We start from the raw sequence: 21,825 nt of genomic DNA on the forward strand, positions 1-21,825 counted from the left end.
AGTCTGCTACGTCTAACATAGTTTATAATATCAGTATAACAGTGAATAACAGGAGATGAGAATAATATGAGTACACCTTGGTCTAAAATGGCACAAAATACCCCGTCCTCTGTCGTTCGCGACATGTTGCAGGCTGCTCAGGCACCTGGAATGATATCACTTGCTGGTGGATTGCCAGCACAGACTTCATTTCCACTGGAAGCTATACGCCTGGCGTATGAAAAAGTATTTATGAGCGGATCAGCCGCTCTTCAATATGCGGAAACGGAAGGTTACCGGCCTCTTCGTGTCAAAATCGCCGAGCGCCTGGAATCAAAAGGACTTCAAGCCTCACCTGATCATATGCTTTTGACTACTGGATCACAGCAATCTATTGACCTCATCTGCCGAATCCTTTTAGATCCCGGTGATCGCGTGCTGGTGGAATCACCCACTTATCTAGCTGCCTTGCAAGTCATTCAATCCTATCAAGGAGTCTCTCATGGAGTCGCTTGTGATGATCACGGCATGTTGCCTGAATCACTCGAGGAACAGCTTCAGTTGCATCGTCCTAAACTCGTCTACATTAACCCTACGTTCTCCAATCCGACCGGCAAAGTCTGGTCACGGGAAAGAAGACAACAAGCCGTAGATTTGTGCCGCAAATATGGTGTACTTATTCTGGAAGATGACCCTTACGGCGAAATCCGCTTTAACCCGGAACAGCTGGACGTACCCGCTCTCGCTGCACTCGATGCCGCTTCTTATGAAGGACCATCTAACGTGATTTACACCAGCACCTTTTCCAAAACAGTAGCCCCAGGTCTTCGTACAGGCTGGATTCTGGCTGCTCCCGACATTGTCAAGATCGCTGCCCGGGCCAAACAAGGCGCAGATTTGCATTCGAGTAGCATCGATCAGCGTGCACTCCATGCTTTGCTTGAGACCTTTGATTTGGATGGCCACATACGCCACATCTCTCAGGACTATGAAGAGCGCATGAAAAAGCTAACCACACTCATGGCTTCTAAATCTTGGGATGGCATTACATGGAATTCCCCACAAGGCGGAATGTTCCTATGGCTACAATTACCTGAAGGTATGCTCGCCAGCAATCTATTTACTTATGGCATTCAGGAAAAAGTGTGCATCGTGCCTGGAGATTCCTTCTATGCCGGCACGCCAGAGCTTAACCGGATGCGTATCAACTTTACTCATACTGACCCTGAGCTTCTTCCTGAGGCCGTGGATCGAATGGATCGCGCGATTCAGCGCTGGCATGCTTCCAATCAATCAGACCATGTCGTTACCATGTAACTGATCGGTAAAGCATGAAAACCTGTAATCATCTGTAATTGACCACCATAACAGTTGACCGCTTATTCCATATATGGGATAGGCGGTTTTTTCTAATAACAAAAAAATAAGGCGGCAAATTCGTTAAACCGAATCTGCTGCCTTATTTTATATAACCTGTCCCGTCGTGAACAGGAGCATTTCATTTCGAAAGTTGTTGTTGCAGTTAGGAAAGCTTACCGTAAGCCGGGTTCTGTGCTCTTCGTGGTTCAAACGGGAACTACCCTCCCACCAGAAGCGACAATCATCTATCTAGGCCATACATTGCTGCACAGCTCAAGCGACCAACCTAGACACACCTCGGGCTAAGGCTGTCTCCTCCAAAGAGGCGACCGTGTCCCATTAGGTCTTGCTCCAGATGGGGTTTACCAGGAACGAAGTCACCAGCGTTCCTCGGGGTCTCTTACACCTCGGTTCCATCCTTGCCTGTGCCGGGAAACCCGGCCATCGGCGGTCCATTTCTGTGGCACTATCCTTCAACTCGCGCTGACTGGACGTTATCCAGCATCCTGCCCTGTGGAGCCCGGACTTTCCTCTCGTGGCAACAAAGGCCACCAGCGATTGTCTGTCAAGCTTTCCGAACAACATTACATAGTATACAGGCATTTGCTGTCCCACACAAGCTAAATATTAATGGAAATCAGGCTAGATGCTCTCTTTTATACAAAGTGAAATACTTCGGTATCCACCTGGGATGCAGTAACCTGTGTCTCGTATCGCTGATCCGAAAGCCGGGTACGAAGCCAATCCGCTGTTTTAGGTTTCATGATTTTCTCCGTGTTATGACCCGGATCAATAATGCACATCCCTGCCATCAGCGCATCATGCGCTGTGTGGTAATCAATATCTCCGGTTACAATGACATCCGCACCCTTGAATCGCGCAGTAAGCACATAACGGCTGCCTGAGCCGCCTAGCACAGCCGCCTTTTTGATCTTTTTGTTCAGATCACCGACAACGCGCACATGAGGCACATTTAATTCGGCTTTCACGACCTCTACCAGTTCACCCAGAGTTTTAGACTCCCGAAGCGGACCAAGACGTCCCAGGCCAAGTGTGCGCCCTTTTAAATCCATTGCATATAGGTCATATGCCACTTCTTCATAGGGATGCGCTTTTAACATAGCTTGAATAACCTTGCTTCGCAAGCTTTGAGGTACAACGGTTTCAATCCGCATCTCTTCCACACGTTCCATCTGTCCCTGTGATCCGATAAAAGGCTGAGTTCCTTCACCGGGTACAAATGTGCCTGTTCCTTCGGTGCTAAAACTGCATTTATTATATTGACCGATGCTGCCTGCTCCAGCTTCCAAAATCGCCTGCAACACCTGCTCATGATGCGTCCTAGGCACGAATACCGCCAGCTTGTACAACTGATCTGTGTGCACATCCTCGAGCGATTCCTTGCTCTCAATGCCAAGCGCCTCGGCCATCCAGTCATTGATACCACCTTCAGTAACGTCGAGATTCGTGTGACTGATGTAAACCGCGATATCATGCTTGATCAGCTTTTCATACAATTTGCCCATAGGCGTATCGGTGCTGAGTGATTTTACGGGACGGAAAATAATCGCATGATGGGCAATAATCAGATTGGCTCCGATCCGGATCGCTTCATCCACAACCTCGTTTGTGACATCCAGCGCTACAAGCACATGGGTAATGTCCTTTTGCAGACTTCCCAGTTGCAAGCCAATACGGTCGTCGGGTACTGCCAGATGTTTAGGAGCAAGTTGCTCCATCCATTGAATTACGGTTTGACCTTTGGCAAACATGCCAATACCTCCTTCAAACTCGTGATAAGCTGTTCCACCTCTGCTGCTTTGTCCCTGGAAGAATCCTGATCGGACTTGGAGATGGACTGTACCACACTCTGTAATTTAAGTATCTCACTTTCCCATTTGGCAAAAAATACGTCTGTTGCACGGTCCACCAAGTAGGGCCCCATACGCAGTAGCAAATCTTCCGTCAACTCCACGTCACCCTGTAACGGGCGAGCACGATATACCTCTTCATTTGTGATTGGGCTGCTTGCTTGCGGCATTGCGGTAATAATTTCATAAATCTTGCCATCCTCTTCAAGAAGTTGCTCAGCCACGACAACCCAATGATGCTGGAGTAGCCAGCGTCGCAAAATATCTTCGCCTACATTGGGTTGCAGAATCAGAAGCTGTACACCTTCCAGTTTGGAGATTCCCCGGTCTAAAATGGAAGCGATCAGTGCGCCGCCCATGCCAGCAATGGTAATGACATCAACTTCTCCAGCAGTAATGACTTCGAGACCATCTCCACGACGTACCGTAATTTGTGATTGAAGTCCGGCATCATTGACCTGTTTAGAAGCCGCATCATAAGGCCCCGGATTAACTTCCCCAGCTACTGCACTCACCGCTTTTCCGCTACGGATTGCAGCGACGGGTAGTAAAGCATGGTCTGATCCAATATCCGCCAGCCGGCTTCCCTCGGGAATTTGGTCATGTATTTGTTGTAATCGATTCGAAAGTTTCATGGGACACCTACACCATTCATTTAATTTATTGATTTGCATTGCGTAAAGAAAAGCGATAAAATAAAATCCAATCAAACATTTCAAGGATGAATTTCCAAAAGAAAGAAATCTGACCGTTCAAATTAAAACGAAAGGAGACCCCGCCGCCGCCAAAGCGTCTCGCAGAAAGTCTCCTACAGTTTAATTATTCGAGGAAATCCTTAAGTCGTTTGCTTCGACTCGGGTGACGCAATTTACGAAGAGCTTTGGCTTCAATCTGACGAATACGCTCACGAGTAACACCAAACACTTTACCAACTTCTTCAAGCGTTCTCGTACGTCCATCATCCAGACCAAAACGCAGACGAAGAACATTTTCTTCACGCTCCGTCAACGTGTCCAGAACATCTTCAAGTTGCTCTTTCAAAAGCTCATAGGCAGCAGCATCTGCTGGAGCCAATGCTTCCTGGTCCTCGATGAAATCGCCCAGATGGGAATCGTCTTCTTCACCAATTGGTGTTTCCAAGGAAACCGGTTCTTGAGCAATTTTTGTAATCTCACGCACTTTTTCTACGCTTAGATCCATCTCCGCAGCGATTTCTTCCGGAGTCGGTTCGCGTCCAAGTTCCTGCAATAGTTGACGGGATACCCGAATCAGCTTATTAATGGTTTCTACCATGTGCACAGGGATACGGATCGTACGTGCTTGGTCAGCAATTGCACGTGTAATCGCCTGACGAATCCACCATGTCGCATACGTACTGAACTTGTAACCCTTTTTATGGTCAAACTTCTCTACGGCTTTAATCAGACCCATGTTACCTTCCTGAATCAGATCAAGGAACAGCATGCCGCGTCCTACATAACGTTTGGCAATACTTACAACGAGACGAAGGTTGGCTTCAGCCAGACGGCGCTTCGCTTCTTCATCCCCGTTTTCGATCCGTTTTGCGAGTTGCACCTCGTCATCTGCTGACAACAAAGGTACACGTCCGATCTCCTTCAGGTACATCCGTACAGGGTCATTAATTTTGATCCCAGGTGGCAAGCTCAGATCATCATCAAAGTGGAATTCATCGTCGCCATCTCTGCCGCCGTTTTCGGAATCCTCGCTAGGACGAAGGGTTACCTCTTCATCATTTTCGTTAACAACATCAATACCGAGGTCGCTGAGTTGTTCGTAAAACTCATCCATTTGCTCTGCATCCTGCTCAAACGGAGAAAGTTTCTCGATAATTTCCTTATAGTTGAGTGAAGCTCTTTTCTTACCTGATTCAATCAATTGATCTTTAACCTGATCCAGTGTCAATTCTGTTTCTAGTTCAGTATGCTGATCATTCGCCATAACTCGACTCCCTCCTCCCTAGAAACATCCAAGTCATCCAGACGTTCACTGTCTCTCTAGGGCAATCATCTCAAGTGCAATTTGTGCCGCGCGTACAGAATCACCTGCCCGCTCTGCAGCAATCATTTCTTCCTTTTTTAAATCGTACTGTTTTTTGCGCGGATACTTCAATACTTCCCTGATGCAATCATCGAGCACTTGGACGCTCCATTCACCTGGGCCATCCATCATCGAGATTGAGCTGACCGTCTTTTCCAGACGGTCATCATGCAACGAAGACATAAAACGGCTTGTATCCGGCGGTTTGCCCTGTGCATAATAGGCATATAGATAAGCAGCAATAGCTGCATGATCATCCAAGTTAAAAGCTTCGCCAAGATGTTCATTTACATACTGAGCCGCTTCATCATCCTGTAACATCCAGGCAATCAGTTTGCGCTCAGCAGCATGGTATGCCGGCAACAGATTGGGTGTAGGCACCTGCCTATTTTGTTGCCTACCATTATTCCACCTTTTCGGGTTATTATCCCCATAATCCTCGTTATTTTTCATCGCTTCCCGTTCCTCGTTACATTCTTGCTTCAATGTTTCAAAGGATACATCGACTTCAGCAGCAAGTTCACGAAGATACACTTCACGCTCTGTTGGTGAGGACAAGGGAGCAATTAATTTCACTGCTTCTTTGGAATAAGCGATTTGTCCGCCGCCTTCTAGCAGTATATGGTTTTTTTTGAGGTTTATAAGCTTAAATTTTGTAGTTGTTACGGCGCCATCAACAATCTGGTGACGGAATCGTTCACCGCCGTGCTTGCGAATAAAATCATCTGGATCAAGTCCCTCAGGAATGAGTGCCACCTTAACCTGCAATCCAGCCTCCTCCAAAATGGGGAAGTTTTTCATTGCGGCAGCCTGTCCGGCTCGGTCGCCGTCATAACAAAGGATAACCTCATCACACATGCCTTTGATCATCAAAGCCTGATTCTCCGTAAGCGCCGTTCCCATGGCTGCGACACCATTCTGAACGTCCTGATCCCACGCAGAGATTACATCACCGTAGCCTTCAAACAAAATGACCTGTCTCTGTTTCCGTATTGCATTTTTAGCTTGGTGCAGATTGTAGAGAACACGACCTTTGTTGAACAATCTGGTTTCTGGCGAGTTCAAATATTTCGGCTGTCCATCTCCCAAAATCCGCCCTGCAAATGCAATCGGCTTGCCACTTCTGCCATGGATCGGAAACATGATTCGATCTCTGAACTTGTCCACATATCCGTGACCTTCACTTCGCTCTGACAGAAGTCCGCCTCGTTCCATCTCTTCCAGCGGATAGTTGCGTTTTTCCAGAAATTGCACGAGCGTATCCCAGCGATTTGGTGCATAACCAATCTGGAACTGATCAATCAATTTGTCACCAATTCCGCGTGAGCGTAAATATTCCATAGCCACTTTGCCATGCTCTGTATTTTTCAACAAAAAATGATACAGCTTCGCGGTAAGCTCATAAGCTTCCAGAAGACGTGCCGTCTCCGGATTTACATGAGCAGATTCACGCCCCTGCCAGTCACCCATGGAGATATGACTTTCTTCTGCCATCGTTTTGACAGCCTCGGGAAAGGATAACCCTTCGATTTCCATCCTAAATTTGATGGCATTTCCGCCCGTGCCGCAACCGTAGCAATAGAAAATCTGTTTCTCAGGTGTAACGGTGAACGAAGGCGTCTTCTCGGAATGAAAAGGGCAGAGGCCTTTCATGTATTTCCCCTGCTTGGTCAGATGCACAAATCGGCTTACCGTATCGACGATATCATGTTGTTGCAATACCGATTCAATAATACTTTCGGGTATTCCGCCTTGTCCGGTACTCATCTCGGCCACCTTCATCTCTTCTAACACGTAAATATAATTCGATAAACTTACACATTCTCCTGCAAATCTTTCAAAAGTTTTGTCAGTTTATGTTGAAAAATTTCTCGATCCTGCTCCGTAAAGGGTTTTGGGCCTTTCCCATAATGCCCTCTGCGCCTGGCTTTGGCCGCAGTGTGGCGCGAATCGAGCATAAAATCAATATCTCGATCGTTAAATTCTCGGCCTCTAAAAGATAAAACATAACAACGTTTACCAAGAGCCAACGCCGCTAATCCATAATCCTGCGTAATAACCACATCATATGGCTTAATATGATTCGCAATGTACAGATCTGCGCTCTGATCACTGCGATCCACTTGCACGGTTCGTACTCCTTCTCCCCCCTGCAACAAATGATCAAAGGAAGAAACAAGCAATACAGGAACCTGAAAGAGACGTGCGGTATTGGCGATCTCCGTCTTGACCGGGCAAGCATCTCCATCAACAACGATGTGACGTATATTCAATTCACTCAAACCTATACCACCCGGTTTCATAAAATATCTGCATATTGTAATATACGACCTCAATCATTGAAAATCCTTCTGTGTCTTATGGAGAAAAAACAGAGGCTAAAAATACGGAGCGGTTGTCCAATCATTGAGCAACCCGTTCCGTATATTTATACCCTCATATTTCGTTCTTTAATACTGCATTTATGTTTTGCTGAATTGTACAAAGATAATCATTGAACTGCAGTACTTATCCAACCAGTTTGGAGAAATCAGCAAAGCCTTTCAAATCTTGATCTATGGCAGCAAGAAGGGCCAGTCGATTCGCACGCACCGCTTCATCTTCGGCCATGACCATAACAGAGTCAAAGAACACCGTGATGGCTTCCTTCCATGCTGAAGCGATAGCCAAAGCTTCTGAAGCGTTATGCTTGGACAATGCATCGCGATAGGTTTCGTTCGTTTGATTCCAGGCATCAAACAGCTGACGCTCTCCATCCTCTACAAACAGCTCAGGATGTACCGAAGCGTTTGACGCTTTACTAGCCAAGTTTCCTACACGGTTGAACGATTCCAGTGTTGTTTTGAATTCTTCCGCTGCCAGCACGGCTTTCATCAACGCTTCACCTTTAGGAACGATTGCACTGATATCATCGAATCCGGAAGCAATCACTGCATCAACAACGTCATAACGAACCGTTTCGGACAGCAATTTTTTCACACGCAATGCGAAGAAGTCCTGTAAATCTTTACGCACCTCTGCATCTGCACGTTTCAACAGATTCATCTGAGCGTGAACTTCAAGTGCCGCGCCGAAGACATCAGACAATGCCAGTGGAAGTTGATGATCCAGCAAAATTTGTACAATACCTGCTGCCTGGCGGCGAAGTGCGTACGGATCCTGAGAACCTGTAGGAATAATGTTAATAGAGAAACATCCTACAATTGTATCTATCTTATCTGCCGCACTAACAATCGCACCCACAAGAGATGCAGGAGATTGATCACCAGCGAAACGAGGTTGGTAATGCTCGAATACAGCCTTAGCAACTTCTTCTTTTTCCCCAGCTTTCCGAGCATAATCCTCACCCATCACACCTTGCAATTCAGGGAATTCACCAACCATCAGCGTAACCAGATCGAACTTGCAGATATCTGCGGACCGGCTAACCGATTCAGCCACATCACCAGATACTTGCAATTTCGTAGCCAGGCTGTCAGCAATTTTACGAATGCGGCGAACCTTATCTCCCACCGTTCCAAGTTCTTCTTGGAAGACGATGCTTTCAAGCTTAGACAATGCGTCCTTGATCTCCAGCTTCTGGTCTTCCTCGTAGAAGAATTTTGCATCTGACAGACGTGCACGCAGCACCTTCTCGTTACCTTTAGCGATAACATCAAGCGAATCACTGCCGCCATTGCGAACCGTAACAAAATACGGCAACAACTGACCTCCCTGGTCCAATACCGGGAAGTAACGTTGGTGCTCACGCATGGAGGTAATCAAAACTTCCTGCGGAATGTTCAAAAAGGAGGAATCAAATGTGCCAAACAATACGGTTGGCGTTTCGACAAGGAACAATACCTCTTCAAGCAAATCTTCTTTGATTGCAATATTCCAGTTTTTCTCGGCAGCAAGCGCCTCAATCTGGGATACAATCATCTGCTCACGTTCGGATATATCTGCAATGACATGCTGAGCACGAAGCACGTCCACGTAAGCCGAAGGCTCGGATACCACTGCTTCATTGCCCAGGAAACGATGCCCACGCGTTACGTTACCCGCTTTTACACCCGTTACTTCAAGATCAATCACTTCCGTGCCTAACAATGCAACAATCCATCGGATAGGACGAACAAATTTGAAATCATAGGACGCCCATCGCATAAATTTCGGGAAAGTCATGGCGTGTAATACGGATAACAAACCTTCGCCAATTACGGATGCTGTATCTACACCTTTGCTACTTTTCGTTGCATAAATGTATTCAACACCGTTCAGTTCTTTGAAAGTAAATTGATCAGGCTCAACACCTTGACTGCGTGCAAATCCGAGTGCTGCTTTGCTCCAGTTACCGCTGTCATCAAGCGCTATTTTGCGGGAAGGCCCTTTTACCTCTTCTTCCACATCTTCCTGTTTGTCAGCTACGTTCTGAATCAAAATAGCTAGACGGCGTGGTGTCGCGTAAGCTTGCACTTCACCATAGGCAATACGGGATGAATCAAGCCATTTCACAATGCGTTCCTGAAGTTGTGCGATAGCTGCGCGCATAAAACGAGCAGGCACTTCTTCCAGACCAATCTCAAACAACAGATCCTTAGACATTCTCGGCTCCCCCTTTCTTGATCAGCGGGAAGCCCAGCTTCTCGCGCTCTTCTACATATGTTGCTGCTACTTGACGAGCGAGGTTGCGGACACGGGTAATGTACCCTGTGCGTTCTGTAACACTGATCGCGCCTCGCGCATCCAGCAAGTTGAACGTATGGGAACACTTCAACACATAGTCATATGCCGGGAATACCAGGTGCTGTGCCATCGCTTTGTTCGCTTCTTCTTCATACATATTAAAAAGGGTAAATAGCATTTTTACGTCAGAGATTTCAAATGTATATTTGGAATGCTCATATTCAGGTTGACGGAATACGTCGCCATAGGCAATACCTTCAACCCACTCAAGGTCAAATACATTTTCTTTTTCCTGTATGTAAGAAGCAAGACGCTCCATACCATACGTGATTTCCACTGCTACTAGATTCGTTTCGATTCCGCCGACCTGCTGGAAATACGTAAATTGCGTGATCTCCATCCCATCCAGCCAAACTTCCCAGCCAAGACCTGCGCAGCCAAGCGAAGGGTTCTCCCAGTTGTCTTCAACAAACCGGATATCATGCTTGAGCGGATCAATCCCTAGACGATTCAAACTTTCCAGGTAGATTTCCTGGATATTATCCGGAGAAGGCTTGATAATGACCTGGAACTGGTGATGTTGATACAACCGGTTAGGGTTCTCGCCATAACGTCCATCGGATGGACGGCGGGAAGGCTCAACATAAGCCACTTTCCAAGGCTCTGGTCCAAGTGAACGCAAAAAGGTCATCGGGTTCATCGTGCCTGCCCCTTTTTCCGTGTCATATGGCTGAACGATAATACAGTTATGCTCGGCCCAGAATTGTTGCAGCGTCAAGATCATCTGCTGAAAATTCATAATCATGCTCCTTTTCGGGTAGTTTGTTAGCAAGCATAGGAGGTGTACAGGCAATAATAAATAGCCCTCGCCCCACTACGCCTGATGTACAGACGTAGGGACGAGAGCTATTCCCGCGGTTCCACCCTACTTGGCCTGAGTCAAACAAATCCTTGTCTAATCTCGGCCCACTTTTCCGTGTCCATTCATGCTCCCGAGCGCCTTGTTCAAAAACCGATTCAATCAGGCTCTCACCGTCCCTGACTCGCTTATCATTGATACACAAGCTAATTCACTCAGCTCATATGTGTATCAATCATATTTTAAATCGAGTTTCCTACTTTCTCGTTCAATGCATGTCTCCAAAAAGAGAATTTATATTTCATAATATATAAAATAAAGTATGAAGTCAACAACTATTTTCAGGCGTGATCACAGCTCAAATCCCGTACTTTTCCATTTGATCCAGGAAAGAACGGGATTTGAGATGAAGACCTAGCTGGTGATCCATGAAAGCCCGCATAACCTTTTTAATTTCATTACGCGTAGATTCACTTACCGATATATTTCCCAAGCGCTGCAGATCCAGCTGCACAAACAAGCGAAGCAACTTTAAAGCCTTTGGACTAACGGACATCGCTGGCGGGTCAAAATGTTTACATGCCCTGCACAAGACACCGCCAAGCCTTGGACTAATAAATAACTGCTCATCGGGACGCTCATGGTTGCACGAGATACACTCATCCAACTGCGGTCCGTAACCCGCTGCCTGTAATATTTTCATCTCATACAGACTTATAATGACTAACGGATCTTTATCTTCTTTCAAAGCCTGCAAACAAGCTTTTAATTGCTTGAACCAAAACGCCCCTGTCTCTTCATCCTGAAGCACTCGATCGAGCAGTTCACATGCATAGGAAGCATAAGCAGCCTTAACCAAATCTTCCCTGAGCTCATGATTGGATTCGATAATTTCTCCAGCATTCAGTGTACCGAGGCCGGTGTTGCGAAAATAAACATATTGACCATAAGTAAAGGGCTGCACCAGTGCAGCATGGCGACTCTTGGGCTTTTTGGCCCCCCGAACGAGTACACCTGCTTTTCCGCCACTTTCGGTGCAAAGCGTTACGATTTTATTCCCCTCACCGTAGTCCATGCTGCGGATGACAATGCCTTCCACCCTATATAACATGCCTCGTCACCTAACCATTCCTGAATCAGCCCTTTATTCTTTAGCTTCTTCATCTTCACTCACTTCCCTTGCAGTATCTGACTCCTGTCCTGACGAGTTACACGTCTCGGTATATAACAAATAGGATTCCACATCCCCTGTCATTGAAAATACCTTCCATGAAAAATCCCGCATCGGAAATTCATCCTCTCTTCGGAAATGACGTCTGGTTATACCCGATAGGATGGAGTCCTGCAAAGAAAACTATGTGTTGCAATTAATGGATAAATTTTTTGCCCTGATATCACATCTTGTTGTAACGACTACTCTCGTCCGAAGCCGAGGTCACGCAGCACGCGATCCTGATTTCTCCAGTCTTTTTTCACTTTAACCCAAAGATCCATAAAAATTTTGGAGCCAAGCAGATTTTGGATATCTTGACGAGCGCGCTTCCCTACTTCTTTGAGCAACGCCCCTTGCTTGCCGATAATGATACCCTTTTGTGAATCACGTTCTACAAAGATGACTGCGGATATATAAACGACACCATTATCCTGAACTTTCATGTCTTCAATCGTCACGGCTATTGAGTGGGGCACTTCTTCGCGTGTCATTTGCAAAATTTTCTCACGAATCAGCTCTGCGCAGACAAACTGCTCAGGGTGATCCGTCACTTGGTCTTCCGGGTAGTACTGAGGACCTTCCGGCAAATACTTACCGATTTGTTCCAGCAACGTGCTCACATTGCTACCAAGCATAGCAGACACAGGCACGATTTCCGCAAAATCATGCAGTTTGCGATATTCGTCAATCAATGGCAGCAACGCCTCCGGTGCAATTTTGTCAATTTTATTCATGACCAAAATGACAGGTGTGCGCACACTTTTCAATTGTTCGGCAATATATCGGTCTCCGCCGCCCATACCTTCAGATGCATCGATCAGGAACAAGGCAGCTTCAACCTCACCAAGTGTGTTCAAAGCTGTTTCATTCATGTAATCCCCAAGTTTGGATTGACGTTTGTGAATACCCGGTGTGTCCAGGAAAACAATTTGTTGTTCTTCGGATGTGTACACCCCGTGAATTTTGTTACGCGTCGTTTGCGGTTTGTCCGACATAATTGCAATTTTCTGACCAATCACCTGATTCATCAAAGTGGACTTACCAACGTTAGGACGTCCAATAATGGCAATGAATCCGGATTTAAATGCTTGTTTTTTCATATGTTCCTCCTCAGGCGCCTAGGCCTGGAATTTTATTTTTTGGCAGAGTTCAGGTCTGAGGGACCAAACGCCCATGGCAGCAATTCAGCAACTGTTGTTTCTAACAAGTCACCTTTTAAATTACCCAAAATGACTTTCATGTCTGGTTCACACAATTCATACATCACTTGACGGCATACACCACAAGGGGCAATCGGCCCTTCGGTATCTCCTACGATCGCCATTGCTTTGAAACTGCGCGGCTTATGTCCTCCGGCAATAGCACTGAACATCGCGGTACGCTCAGCACAATTCCCCGGTGTATATGCCGCATTTTCAATGTTGCATCCATGATGAACATGTCCTTCGCTATCCAGCAAAGCTGCGCCTACTCCAAAATGGGAATATGGCGTGTACGCCTTTGTGCGTGCCTTTATTGCTTCCTGCATTAACAAGCCATTATCCATTTATTTTTCTCTCCCTTAGGGTGTGTATAAAGGTGTGCTCTTTGAGTTAAGTTGCTTAAAACCATTTGATTACACTGGTCACTCCGATGACAGAACAACCTTCCGATCGCTGTTATCCTCGGATTTTTTCGATCACTTTTTCCAAAGTGAAAATCCGATGATAAAGGCGAACGCTTCGCTTCTTCATGTTATTTCTGTCCTCTCCGTTATTGTGTAATCTTTGGGGAAACAACTTAAAGGCAGAGGCACACTTTATTGGTGGTGTGCAATTAAAACATTTAAACCTTAAGATTACACTGGTCACTCCGATGACAGAACAACCTTCCAATCGCTGTTATCCTCGGATTTTTCGATCACTCTTTCCAAAGTGAAAATCCGATGATAAAGGCGAACGCTTCGCTTCTTCATGTTTTTTCTGTCCTCTCCGTTATTGTGTAATCTTTGGGGAAACAACTTAAAGACAGAGGCACACTTTATTGGTGGTGTGCAATTAAAACATTTAAACCTTAAGATTACACTGGTCACTCCGATGACAGAACAACCTTCCGATCGCTGTTATCCTCGGATTTTTTCGATCACTTTTTCCAAAGTGAAAATCCGATGATAAAGGCGAGCGCTTTGCTTCTTCAGGTTTTTTCTGTCCTTTCCGTTATTGTGTAATCTTGGGGAAACCACTTAAAGGCAGAGGCACACTTTATTGGTGGTGTGCAATTAAAACATTTAAACCTTAAGATTACACTGGTCACTCCGATGACAGAACAACCTGCCGATTACCGTTATCCAAACACCAGCTTTAACCAGGACAAAACTGGTTTGAGGAAAACAATACATCCTATGATGACAGCGAACACCGCAGCCAGTAAAACTGCCCCAGCCGCGGTGTCTTTTGCCGCTTTTGCGAGCGGATGAATATCAGGCTGGGCCAAGTCAACAGCGGCTTCTACGGCTGTGTTCATCAATTCAGTGACCAGCACCATAAATACAGCTGCCAACACAAACATCCAGTCCGTTCTGGAGATGTGGAAAAAAAATCCGGCTGCACACATCAAAATGGCTACCCCTGTGTGAACTCTAACATTCCGTTGCGTACGCAAGCCGTAAGCAATTCCTTCCAGAGCGTTGAGAAATACAAGACCCCAGGAGCGCCTCTTCATTATCGTGTCAACCCGGCTTGAGCAAGAACAGCTTCCTGTTTCCCCATCATCTCTGCCTCACTTTTTTCATCTTGATGGTCATAACCAAGCAGGTGCAAGAAGCCGTGAACAAACAGGAAACCAAGCTCACGCTCAAATGAGTGTCCATACTCTTCACTCTGCAATATCGTCCGTGGAACAGAAATAATGATGTCACCAAGAACATCCGGCATTTCTTCCATCTCCTCGTCCTCATCAAGCTCATAAATGATGTCTAGCTCTTCATCCACCGATTCATTCATTGCAAAAGACAATACGTCTGTAGGACGGTCTATGCCACGATAATCACGGTTCAGTTCGTGAATCTGCTCATCATCAACAAACGTGAGCGCGACTTCTCCTTCCGTTATGCCCTCAGCTTCACCTGCGAGAGTCAACAATTGCTCCAGCATCGCGATCATCGGTTCTGTAATTTCTTTATCCTGTTGTTCATTATTCCATGCGAGATTAAGACTCATTCTTTCATAACTCCTGTCTGCTCGTAATATTGATTAACCGGCTTCAGGTGCCGGGGGTTTAGGTTTCTTGATCTCTTCCGGATACTCGATTCTGGAGTGGAAAATGCCCATGACCGTTTCCTTTAACGTTTTGGCCACGATATCCAGCTCACGCATCGTAAGGTCACAATCGTTAAACTGATGATCATCTAGGCGACCTTTGATAATTTTTTCAATCATGGACTCTACCTGTTCCACCGTTGGCTTGCGTAACGAACGAACGGCCGCTTCAACACTGTCGGCAATCCCTACAATAGCAGACTCCTTCGATTGCGCCTTCGGTCCCGGATAACGAAAATCTTCTTCCGTGAAATCCGGTTCAATCCCTGCTTCTTCCGCCTGACGCAACGCCTTGTGGTAGAAGTAATGGAGGAATGTTGTACCATGATGTTGCTCGGCAATATCCCGTATCGGCTTCGGTAGCTTATAGTCCTTCTGCATCTCAACGCCATCCCGCGCATGCGCAACGATAATAGACTTACTTAGTTTGGGATCAATCGAATCATGCGGATTCTCCATGTTGTTTTGGTTCTCAATAAAATAGATCGGCCGCTTGGTCTTCCCGATATCATGATAATATGACCCTACTCGACAGAGCAATCCATTTGCACCAATAGCCTCAGCGGCCGCTTCGGATAGATTGCCAACCATAACGCTATGGTGATACGTGCCCGGTGTCTCTGTAAGCAACTTGCGAAGCAACGGATGATTTGGATTCGAAAGCTCAACCAGTTTAAGTGCCGATAGAATGCCAAACGACGTTTCAAAAAACGGCATCAGCCCGATAACCAGAATAGCTGTCAGTACCCCGCCTGCAAAGGCGTATCCAATGCCGTACAGTGTTGTTGTTCTGTTCCAGTCCCCTGTATCAATTAAAGCCAGTGTAAAGACAGCCAGAGACCCGAACAGACAGACCATGATAGCCCCTTTTAAGATCGTTGACCGCTGACTCGCTCGGTGCGTTGCAAAAATCGCCACAAACGAAACGACAACTGCAAAGAAGCCAAGTTCAAAGTCAAAAAGCTGACCCTGGTGTGTATTCAAAATAATGCTAGACAGTATACCGATAAGAATCGAGCATACAAATGCAAGTGATGTATCCAGTAATAGGGCAATCAGCATCGCTCCAACAGCCACCGGTGCTAGAAAACCGATAAATGGACGTTCATTGGTCTGAATCAAGGCTGTCACGTGCATTACAACAATTGAAATAATAAAGATGAGAACAAGCATAAGCAGCTGGGCATTATTATATTTGAAATGTGTTCCACTGCCTTGCTGAATAAACATCAAAATCGCTGCCGACAGCATACAGGAAAACAAAAGCAATCCCAGCTGCGGCCAGTAGTTGACCTCATTTTTCAGCAAATCATTCTCATTAAGCAGTGCATACATTTCCGGGGTAATCATCTCCCCTTTAGATACAAGCGTGTCCCCCTGCTTGATAAACACCGTCGGTGTATTTTCACGGGCTTGGACCTTTGCTTCCTTGGTTCCCTCTTCATCATAAAAACGGTTAGCCGTTACCACCAGACGCGTAAGTTCCTGTACCACTTCACGCTGCGTACGTTTGCTAAGCGAACTTGCACTAACCATCTCCGCCACTTTTGCCCGTGCAGTTGTAGCCTCGCTAACCTGGTCTGTCATCAATCTCGCGACAATGTCTCGTGCAACAGGTTTCATTTCCTGAATATCATCTGAAGTCAGACGTGAGATTTTGATATACGTTTCTTCAGGAATACGGTAACTTTGTTCCTGTACGACGTTTCGAATCTCTTCCAGTAAAGTGTCGGAGTATGTACCTGTTTTCCGATTGTTATTAATATAGTTAGACACAAAGTCTTTCTGACGTTGCGGGATCTCATCCCGATAGATATCAATCTTATCCTGACTTGAGATCTGGTCGTCCTGATTCAAACGGTCAATGCGATCCAGTAGCGTAGTCATCAGGTTTTCGTTACGCATCTGCACGATCTGATATATTGGCTGCACACGTTCGGCCGCTTCTTCCTGTGCCTTCAGTGTAGCCTTGTTATTCGGAATCTGCATTGGCGCAACAATGTCTACCTCACTGCGGGTACCTTCCTGAATATCGTAGCGCTCAGGTAACAGTTTAGAAGAAAGACTCACGTAAAAGAGGATCACTAAAAACAAAAAGAGAAGATAGCGCGCCCACACGCTATACTTCCATCCTGTCGCTCTATTTTGAAAAGATTTGCCTTTTGACATTTCTTTCGAGGTCACTTTAGACAATCCCTTTCTATGCTTGATTTTCTGCGGCGTGGTTGTAAGCCACAATGATTTTCTGGACGAGGGAGTGCCGCACGACATCCTGTTCGGCGAAATGTACAAATCCAATTTCCTGAACCTCACCCAGGATCGTACTCGCTTCCACAAGTCCTGATTTTTTGCCACGCGGTAAATCAATCTGTGTCACGTCTCCGGTGATGACCATCTTGGAACCAAACCCAAGACGGGTTAAAAACATTTTCATCTGTTCAGGCGTTGTGTTCTGTGCCTCATCCAGAATGATAAAGGAATCATCCAGCGTACGACCACGCATATAGGCCAAGGGAGCGATTTCAATTAATCCGCGTTCCAGAGCCTTAGCCGTCTGTTCTTGTCCCATAACGTCGTATAGAGCGTCATACAGCGGTCTCAGGTACGGATCTACTTTCTCCTGCAGATCACCTGGCAGAAAACCCAGGCTTTCGCCCGCTTCAACCGCAGGCCTTGTAAGCACGATACGTTTGACACTGCCCTCTTTAAGAGCGGCAACAGCCAGCACAACAGCCAGATACGTTTTACCGGTTCCGGCTGGACCAATCCCGAATACAATATCCCGTTTTTTAATCGTGGTTACATAATGTTTCTGTCCAATCGTTTTTACACGAATTGGTTTACCACGGTATGTCGTCGTAATTTCACCTTTAAACAGATCCAGTAGCTGATCCGCACGCAAATCTTTAGCAAGCTCTATCGCATATTGGACATCTCTTTCAGTCAACACATACCCATTGCGAATCAATTGCAGTAATACATCAAATAGTTGTTCAAGTGATTCCACCTGTTGCACAGTACCAAAGATATTAATCTCTGCTTCGCGCGAAGCGATCTGGGCTGGAATCTCGGATTCAATCAGTTTCAGAAAAATATCTTGGGGTCCAAACAGAGATTGCCCCTCTCCCGCACTTTGGAGCGAGATTTGTATACTGCGTGTTTGCTCTGACAAATATCCTCATTCTCCTTGACTATGGACTAACGGAAGTTCTTCCGCGATGCTTTCTTCCACTTCAAATAATACTTTCATATAAACTTTACCATTCTCTTTCTTCTCATGCAAAATTTTTTCACTTAAAATTTTTGTGCCTTTACCGTTTTTGGCTAAAATATCATTTCGCGCCCCTTCTAATCCTTTCGTTTTAGCCCAATCCACACCTTGCTCTTCCTGATGGAAATTCGTTTCCATATCCTTTTCCGTCATCCATCCCATCGGCAAGGTGAATGAACGCCAGGTCAGAGATTTGTGATACGTATCCGTGTCATATGAACTAAAAGGAGTTTTTCCGTACCCCCATAATTGAATCGCCCAATCTCCCAGCACCACGTAAAATCGCTCTTTACTTTCTCCGGTCATCGTCTGATGTTTCTGAATCAGCGGAACCTGTATATCATATTCCCGCCAGACCATGCCCCGGACCTCGCCTTTGGCAACAATCGTTTTTGTATTTTCCTCGTCACCCAGGATGCCCGAAATCAGCACTTGTCCTTTCTTGACACGTGTGTTCTTCTGTACTACGGGGCGTCCCTGTTCAGCATAGATCTGAGTGACCACCGCGTCGGATTTACTGATGAGATGCCTTGGATTCAGTAGAGGCTCTCGCTTAGGCTGTGCGGACTCAACGACCTGAATCGTAACCCTTGTCCCCTCTTTCGTTACGCCAATCCAGGTCACATCAGGCAGTGCCAGCGCCAGCTGTCTGGAGAGCTTGTCCTGACTTTTCATTCGGAACCCCCATTGAAAAGGGTAGATGCCTTCTTTTTTAGCCGCGGCCAGTACTTCGTCTGTCGGAATCGTTACATTCCCTTTCACTTCTACATTCCAGATCATAGACGATAGGGCAAATAGTGCCGCCACAAAGAACAGCATGCCCCCTACAAAAAACTTTCTGCGAAACAGACGAGCGAGGAAAAAAGGAAAACCGCTACGGTGCATAATTTTCACTCTGCAGCCTGTCCCCTTTACAACAGGACGCAGTCTGAAAAAATGCGGAAGCAAAATGCTCATCTCCGCCTGGCGTCCATCCTGTGCACGTAGATCCCATACACTCAGTCTCTGCTCTGTTATTGCATTAATTAATGTCTCGATATCTCCGCCTGTAACTTTGATCCGCACGGCTCCCCGCAATTTATACAGACTAGGCTGCTTCATCCGTTTCCCTCCACTCCATTCATATGAATATCCAGAATCGTACCTTCGATAGCTACTTCATCCGGCAAAATGTTACGTATGACCAAAGCACTGCCTTTGATCTCCAATTGACCTTGTGACAGAGCCAGTACGATGCGATCCGGCGTGAAATGGATAACGCCGCGATGATTCTCTATATACAGTTGCTTGCTGCCGATCAGGGTTAACCGTGGCATATCATAAAGCACATCCTGCGGCAAATCCAGCACCTCGCTGGTCCATCTGCGCAGCTTGCGGCTGATCCGGGTCATTCGAAGGTCTTCCCCCTTCCTCTACAGTTCAACTTATGCGCAAATTCAGGAAATTATGAAGAATTGGTGAGCGGTTACGTACATATTTTGCTGAAAATACAGGCATACGAAAAAAAGCCTTCTCCGGAGGCATTTTGCTCCCCAGAAAAGGCTTCGTTCTACTTTAAAACGGGCGAATCACTTATCCTCTATATTCTCACTTACTTTTACAACTTCCCTCTCGTTCCGAAAGGTTGCTTCGAACGAGGAGAACCCAGTACCTCCGCCCAAAGTACTCCCGTACGAATATCTTCTTGACGAAGGCGAGAGGGCACTGAATCCGTTGTATCTGCCTCTTCCATACTTGAATTCGATACAGATGGAGAAGTCGCTGAAGAAATACGATTCAGTCTGTCCTGTATCATACGTTGTTGCTCTTCCATCAATCTCATCTGCTCATCTACCGAACTCCGCATGCTATTCAGTGATTGGTCGTCTCTAAAATCATCCCCCGGACGAGAAGTCGCTGCCGGTTCAGTGTAAGGCTGGTCATAACGTTCGTCGTAACGCTCATCATCATATCGTCCATCGTCATAACGCTCATCATATTGCTCCTCATAACGGCGGTCATCGTGTCCGGCTGACTGCTGCTGCGAAGAGTCATTTCCTGAGCGTCGATTCGCATCTTCGCCACCGCCAAATGTCGGCATCCCGTTTCCGGGACGCTTCTGATTGGGGTTTGCTGACTTCCCCAGCTTTCCAAGAACTGAAAAGAGGGCAAAAGCAATAACCGCTACAACATAGAGGTTGTTAAATATCCATTCGAATAGGCTCATTTACATTCACCGCCTATCTTCCGTTTTTGGAATCACCCTGATCATTGGAATTCGAACCTTCAGCAGGTTTTCCCAAAGTGTTACGCATCTGAGTATCCGCTTCAATGTTTTTCAGGTTCATATAGTCCATTACGCCAATTTTGCCACTGCGAAGCGCTTCGGACATGGCAAGTGGTACTTGGGACTCGGACTCAACGACACGCGCTCTCATCTCAACAACGCGCGCTTTCATCTCTTGTTCTTGCGCTACGGCCATCGCACGGCGCTCTTCCGCTTTTGCTTGCGCAATACGTTTATCTGCTTCCGCCTGCTCGGTTTGCAAGAAGGCACCAATGTTTTTACCTACGTCTACGTCCGCGATATCAATAGACAGGATTTCGAACGCAGTACCTGCATCCAAACCTTTGGACAATACAGTACGAGAGATCAAATCCGGATTTTCCAAGACATCTTTGTGGGAGTTCGAAGAACCGTTCGTACTTACAATACCTTCGCCGACGCGGGCAATAATCGTTTCTTCACCAGCACCACCGACGAGGCGATCAATGTTGGCACGAACCGTAACTCGTGCTCTAACTTTAACTTCGATACCGTCTTTGGCAACGGCAGATACGATTGGTGTTTCGATAACACGTGGGTTTACACTCATTTGCACGGCTTGCAATACGTCACGACCTGCCAGGTCAATCGCAGCAGCACGTTCGAATTCGAGTGGAATGTTTGCACGTTGCGCAGCAATCAAAGCATTAACAACGCGGTCAACGTTACCACCAGCTAGGAAGTGACTCTCCAGCTGGTTAATGTTCAAGCCAAGTCCCGCTTTCGTTGCTTTGATCAACGGGTTAACGATTCGGCTTGGTGTTACACGTCTCAATCTCATCGCCACCAATGTAATAATACCAATTCTTACCCCTGACGCGATGGCCGAGATCCAGAGCATAACCGGGAAAAAGCTGAAAAATACGCTCAGTACGATAATAGCGAGTACCGCGATGAGCAAAATCGTGATCATTGGATCCATAGATTTAATTCCTCCGTTTGCAATATG

The 21,825-nt window shown here is 46.3% G+C and carries 20 protein-coding genes and 1 other RNA gene; 1 reads left to right on the plus strand and 20 read right to left on the minus strand.

Annotated elements, in window-relative coordinates:
* Nucleotides 1-66: 66 nt before the first annotated feature.
* Nucleotides 67-1,296 carry an aminotransferase-like domain-containing protein gene (locus FS818_RS12525; RefSeq protein WP_145332105.1) on the plus strand — a complete coding sequence of 410 codons (1,230 nt, stop codon included), beginning with the start codon at nucleotides 67-69 and terminating at the stop codon, nucleotides 1,294-1,296.
* 206 nt (nucleotides 1,297-1,502) lie between these two features.
* Here FS818_RS12525 and rnpB read toward each other — a convergent pair.
* The 20 genes from rnpB to floA all read right to left on the minus strand — a co-directional run bounded on the left by rnpB (nucleotide 1,503) and on the right by floA (nucleotide 21,798).
* Nucleotides 1,503-1,912: RNase P RNA component class A (gene rnpB, locus FS818_RS12530), an RNA gene on the minus strand.
* 82 nt (nucleotides 1,913-1,994) lie between these two features.
* The gene (locus tag FS818_RS12535; protein ID WP_145332107.1) at nucleotides 1,995-3,110 is read right to left on the minus strand and encodes a Nif3-like dinuclear metal center hexameric protein; all 1,116 of its coding nucleotides are present in this window, start codon (nucleotides 3,108-3,110) and stop codon (nucleotides 1,995-1,997) included.
* A complete protein-coding gene (locus FS818_RS12540) occupies nucleotides 3,086-3,844 on the minus strand; it encodes a tRNA (adenine(22)-N(1))-methyltransferase (RefSeq protein WP_145332109.1) in 759 nt (252 codons plus the stop codon). The genes FS818_RS12535 and FS818_RS12540 overlap by 25 nt, the downstream gene beginning before the upstream one ends.
* Before the next feature lie 184 nt (nucleotides 3,845-4,028).
* Nucleotides 4,029-5,168 (minus strand): RNA polymerase sigma factor RpoD, encoded by a 1,140-nt coding sequence (gene rpoD / locus FS818_RS12545; protein ID WP_090914720.1) that lies wholly within the window; start codon nucleotides 5,166-5,168, stop codon nucleotides 4,029-4,031.
* 45 nt (nucleotides 5,169-5,213) lie between these two features.
* Nucleotides 5,214-7,034 carry a DNA primase gene (gene dnaG, locus FS818_RS12550; RefSeq protein WP_145332111.1) on the minus strand — a complete coding sequence of 607 codons (1,821 nt, stop codon included), beginning with the start codon at nucleotides 7,032-7,034 and terminating at the stop codon, nucleotides 5,214-5,216.
* Nucleotides 7,035-7,081: 47 nt separating this feature from the next.
* On the minus strand, nucleotides 7,082-7,549 hold the full coding sequence (locus FS818_RS12555) for a YaiI/YqxD family protein (protein ID WP_373323246.1): 468 nt from the start codon (nucleotides 7,547-7,549) through the stop codon (nucleotides 7,082-7,084).
* 226 nt (nucleotides 7,550-7,775) lie between these two features.
* The gene (gene glyS, locus FS818_RS12560) at nucleotides 7,776-9,851 is read right to left on the minus strand and encodes a glycine--tRNA ligase subunit beta (protein ID WP_145332114.1); all 2,076 of its coding nucleotides are present in this window, start codon (nucleotides 9,849-9,851) and stop codon (nucleotides 7,776-7,778) included.
* On the minus strand, nucleotides 9,844-10,731 hold the full coding sequence (gene glyQ, locus FS818_RS12565) for a glycine--tRNA ligase subunit alpha (protein WP_145332116.1): 888 nt from the start codon (nucleotides 10,729-10,731) through the stop codon (nucleotides 9,844-9,846). Before glyQ ends, glyS begins: the two co-directional genes overlap by 8 nt.
* A gap of 418 nt (nucleotides 10,732-11,149) precedes the next feature.
* The gene (recO, locus tag FS818_RS12570) at nucleotides 11,150-11,902 is read right to left on the minus strand and encodes a DNA repair protein RecO (RefSeq protein WP_145332117.1); all 753 of its coding nucleotides are present in this window, start codon (nucleotides 11,900-11,902) and stop codon (nucleotides 11,150-11,152) included.
* A gap of 33 nt (nucleotides 11,903-11,935) precedes the next feature.
* Entirely contained in the window at nucleotides 11,936-12,076 is a 141-nt protein-coding gene (locus FS818_RS12575; RefSeq protein ID WP_090914728.1) for a YqzL family protein, read from the minus strand.
* A 128-nt stretch (nucleotides 12,077-12,204) separates the two neighbouring features.
* Nucleotides 12,205-13,104 carry a GTPase Era gene (gene era, locus FS818_RS12580; RefSeq protein WP_145332119.1) on the minus strand — a complete coding sequence of 300 codons (900 nt, stop codon included), beginning with the start codon at nucleotides 13,102-13,104 and terminating at the stop codon, nucleotides 12,205-12,207.
* 32 nt (nucleotides 13,105-13,136) lie between these two features.
* The gene (locus tag FS818_RS12585; protein ID WP_090914732.1) at nucleotides 13,137-13,550 is read right to left on the minus strand and encodes a cytidine deaminase; all 414 of its coding nucleotides are present in this window, start codon (nucleotides 13,548-13,550) and stop codon (nucleotides 13,137-13,139) included.
* Between the two features lie 776 nt (nucleotides 13,551-14,326).
* Complete coding sequence (locus FS818_RS12590) at nucleotides 14,327-14,704, minus strand: diacylglycerol kinase family protein (protein WP_145332122.1); 378 nt, start codon at nucleotides 14,702-14,704, stop codon at nucleotides 14,327-14,329.
* Nucleotides 14,704-15,201, minus strand: a complete 498-nt coding sequence (gene ybeY, locus FS818_RS12595; RefSeq protein ID WP_145332124.1) for an rRNA maturation RNase YbeY — start codon at nucleotides 15,199-15,201, stop codon at nucleotides 14,704-14,706. Before ybeY ends, FS818_RS12590 begins: the two co-directional genes overlap by 1 nt.
* A 33-nt stretch (nucleotides 15,202-15,234) precedes the next feature.
* A complete protein-coding gene (locus FS818_RS12600) occupies nucleotides 15,235-17,484 on the minus strand; it encodes an HD family phosphohydrolase (RefSeq protein ID WP_145332126.1) in 2,250 nt (749 codons plus the stop codon).
* Between the two features lie 16 nt (nucleotides 17,485-17,500).
* Nucleotides 17,501-18,472, minus strand: a complete 972-nt coding sequence (locus tag FS818_RS12605) for a PhoH family protein (RefSeq protein WP_145332128.1) — start codon at nucleotides 18,470-18,472, stop codon at nucleotides 17,501-17,503.
* Between the two features lie 6 nt (nucleotides 18,473-18,478).
* Nucleotides 18,479-19,672, minus strand: coding sequence for a sporulation protein YqfD (gene yqfD / locus FS818_RS12610; RefSeq protein ID WP_145332130.1), 1,194 nt, complete (start codon nucleotides 19,670-19,672; stop codon nucleotides 18,479-18,481).
* Complete coding sequence (gene yqfC / locus FS818_RS12615; RefSeq protein ID WP_123062571.1) at nucleotides 19,669-19,962, minus strand: sporulation protein YqfC; 294 nt, start codon at nucleotides 19,960-19,962, stop codon at nucleotides 19,669-19,671. Before yqfC ends, yqfD begins: the two co-directional genes overlap by 4 nt.
* Nucleotides 19,963-20,168: 206 nt before the next feature.
* Nucleotides 20,169-20,777 (minus strand): hypothetical protein, encoded by a 609-nt coding sequence (locus FS818_RS12620; RefSeq protein ID WP_145332132.1) that lies wholly within the window; start codon nucleotides 20,775-20,777, stop codon nucleotides 20,169-20,171.
* A gap of 13 nt (nucleotides 20,778-20,790) precedes the next feature.
* Nucleotides 20,791-21,798, minus strand: coding sequence for a flotillin-like protein FloA (gene floA / locus FS818_RS12625; protein ID WP_090914749.1), 1,008 nt, complete (start codon nucleotides 21,796-21,798; stop codon nucleotides 20,791-20,793).
* Nucleotides 21,799-21,825 lie beyond the last annotated feature (27 nt).

This window comes from Paenibacillus xylanexedens, from assembly GCF_007680605.1.
In the GTDB taxonomy this organism is placed as follows: domain Bacteria; phylum Bacillota; class Bacilli; order Paenibacillales; family Paenibacillaceae; genus Paenibacillus; species Paenibacillus xylanexedens_B.

Coding starts and splice junctions, on each gene's coding strand:
- FS818_RS12525 (WP_145332105.1), top strand. CDS start 67: ATGAGTACACCTTGGTCTAAAATGGCACAAAATACCCCGTCCTCTGTC.
- FS818_RS12535 (WP_145332107.1), bottom strand. CDS start 3,110: ATGTTTGCCAAAGGTCAAACCGTAATTCAATGGATGGAGCAACTTGCT.
- FS818_RS12540 (WP_145332109.1), bottom strand. CDS start 3,844: ATGAAACTTTCGAATCGATTACAACAAATACATGACCAAATTCCCGAG.
- rpoD (WP_090914720.1), bottom strand. CDS start 5,168: ATGGCGAATGATCAGCATACTGAACTAGAAACAGAATTGACACTGGAT.
- dnaG (WP_145332111.1), bottom strand. CDS start 7,034: ATGAGTACCGGACAAGGCGGAATACCCGAAAGTATTATTGAATCGGTA.
- glyS (WP_145332114.1), bottom strand. CDS start 9,851: ATGTCTAAGGATCTGTTGTTTGAGATTGGTCTGGAAGAAGTGCCTGCT.
- glyQ (WP_145332116.1), bottom strand. CDS start 10,731: ATGAATTTTCAGCAGATGATCTTGACGCTGCAACAATTCTGGGCCGAG.
- recO (WP_145332117.1), bottom strand. CDS start 11,902: ATGTTATATAGGGTGGAAGGCATTGTCATCCGCAGCATGGACTACGGT.
- FS818_RS12575 (WP_090914728.1), bottom strand. CDS start 12,076: ATGCGGGATTTTTCATGGAAGGTATTTTCAATGACAGGGGATGTGGAA.
- era (WP_145332119.1), bottom strand. CDS start 13,104: ATGAAAAAACAAGCATTTAAATCCGGATTCATTGCCATTATTGGACGT.
- FS818_RS12585 (WP_090914732.1), bottom strand. CDS start 13,550: ATGGATAATGGCTTGTTAATGCAGGAAGCAATAAAGGCACGCACAAAG.
- FS818_RS12590 (WP_145332122.1), bottom strand. CDS start 14,704: ATGAAGAGGCGCTCCTGGGGTCTTGTATTTCTCAACGCTCTGGAAGGA.
- ybeY (WP_145332124.1), bottom strand. CDS start 15,201: ATGAGTCTTAATCTCGCATGGAATAATGAACAACAGGATAAAGAAATT.
- yqfD (WP_145332130.1), bottom strand. CDS start 19,672: ATGAAGCAGCCTAGTCTGTATAAATTGCGGGGAGCCGTGCGGATCAAA.
- yqfC (WP_123062571.1), bottom strand. CDS start 19,962: ATGACCCGGATCAGCCGCAAGCTGCGCAGATGGACCAGCGAGGTGCTG.
- FS818_RS12620 (WP_145332132.1), bottom strand. CDS start 20,777: ATGAGCCTATTCGAATGGATATTTAACAACCTCTATGTTGTAGCGGTT.
- floA (WP_090914749.1), bottom strand. CDS start 21,798: ATGGATCCAATGATCACGATTTTGCTCATCGCGGTACTCGCTATTATC.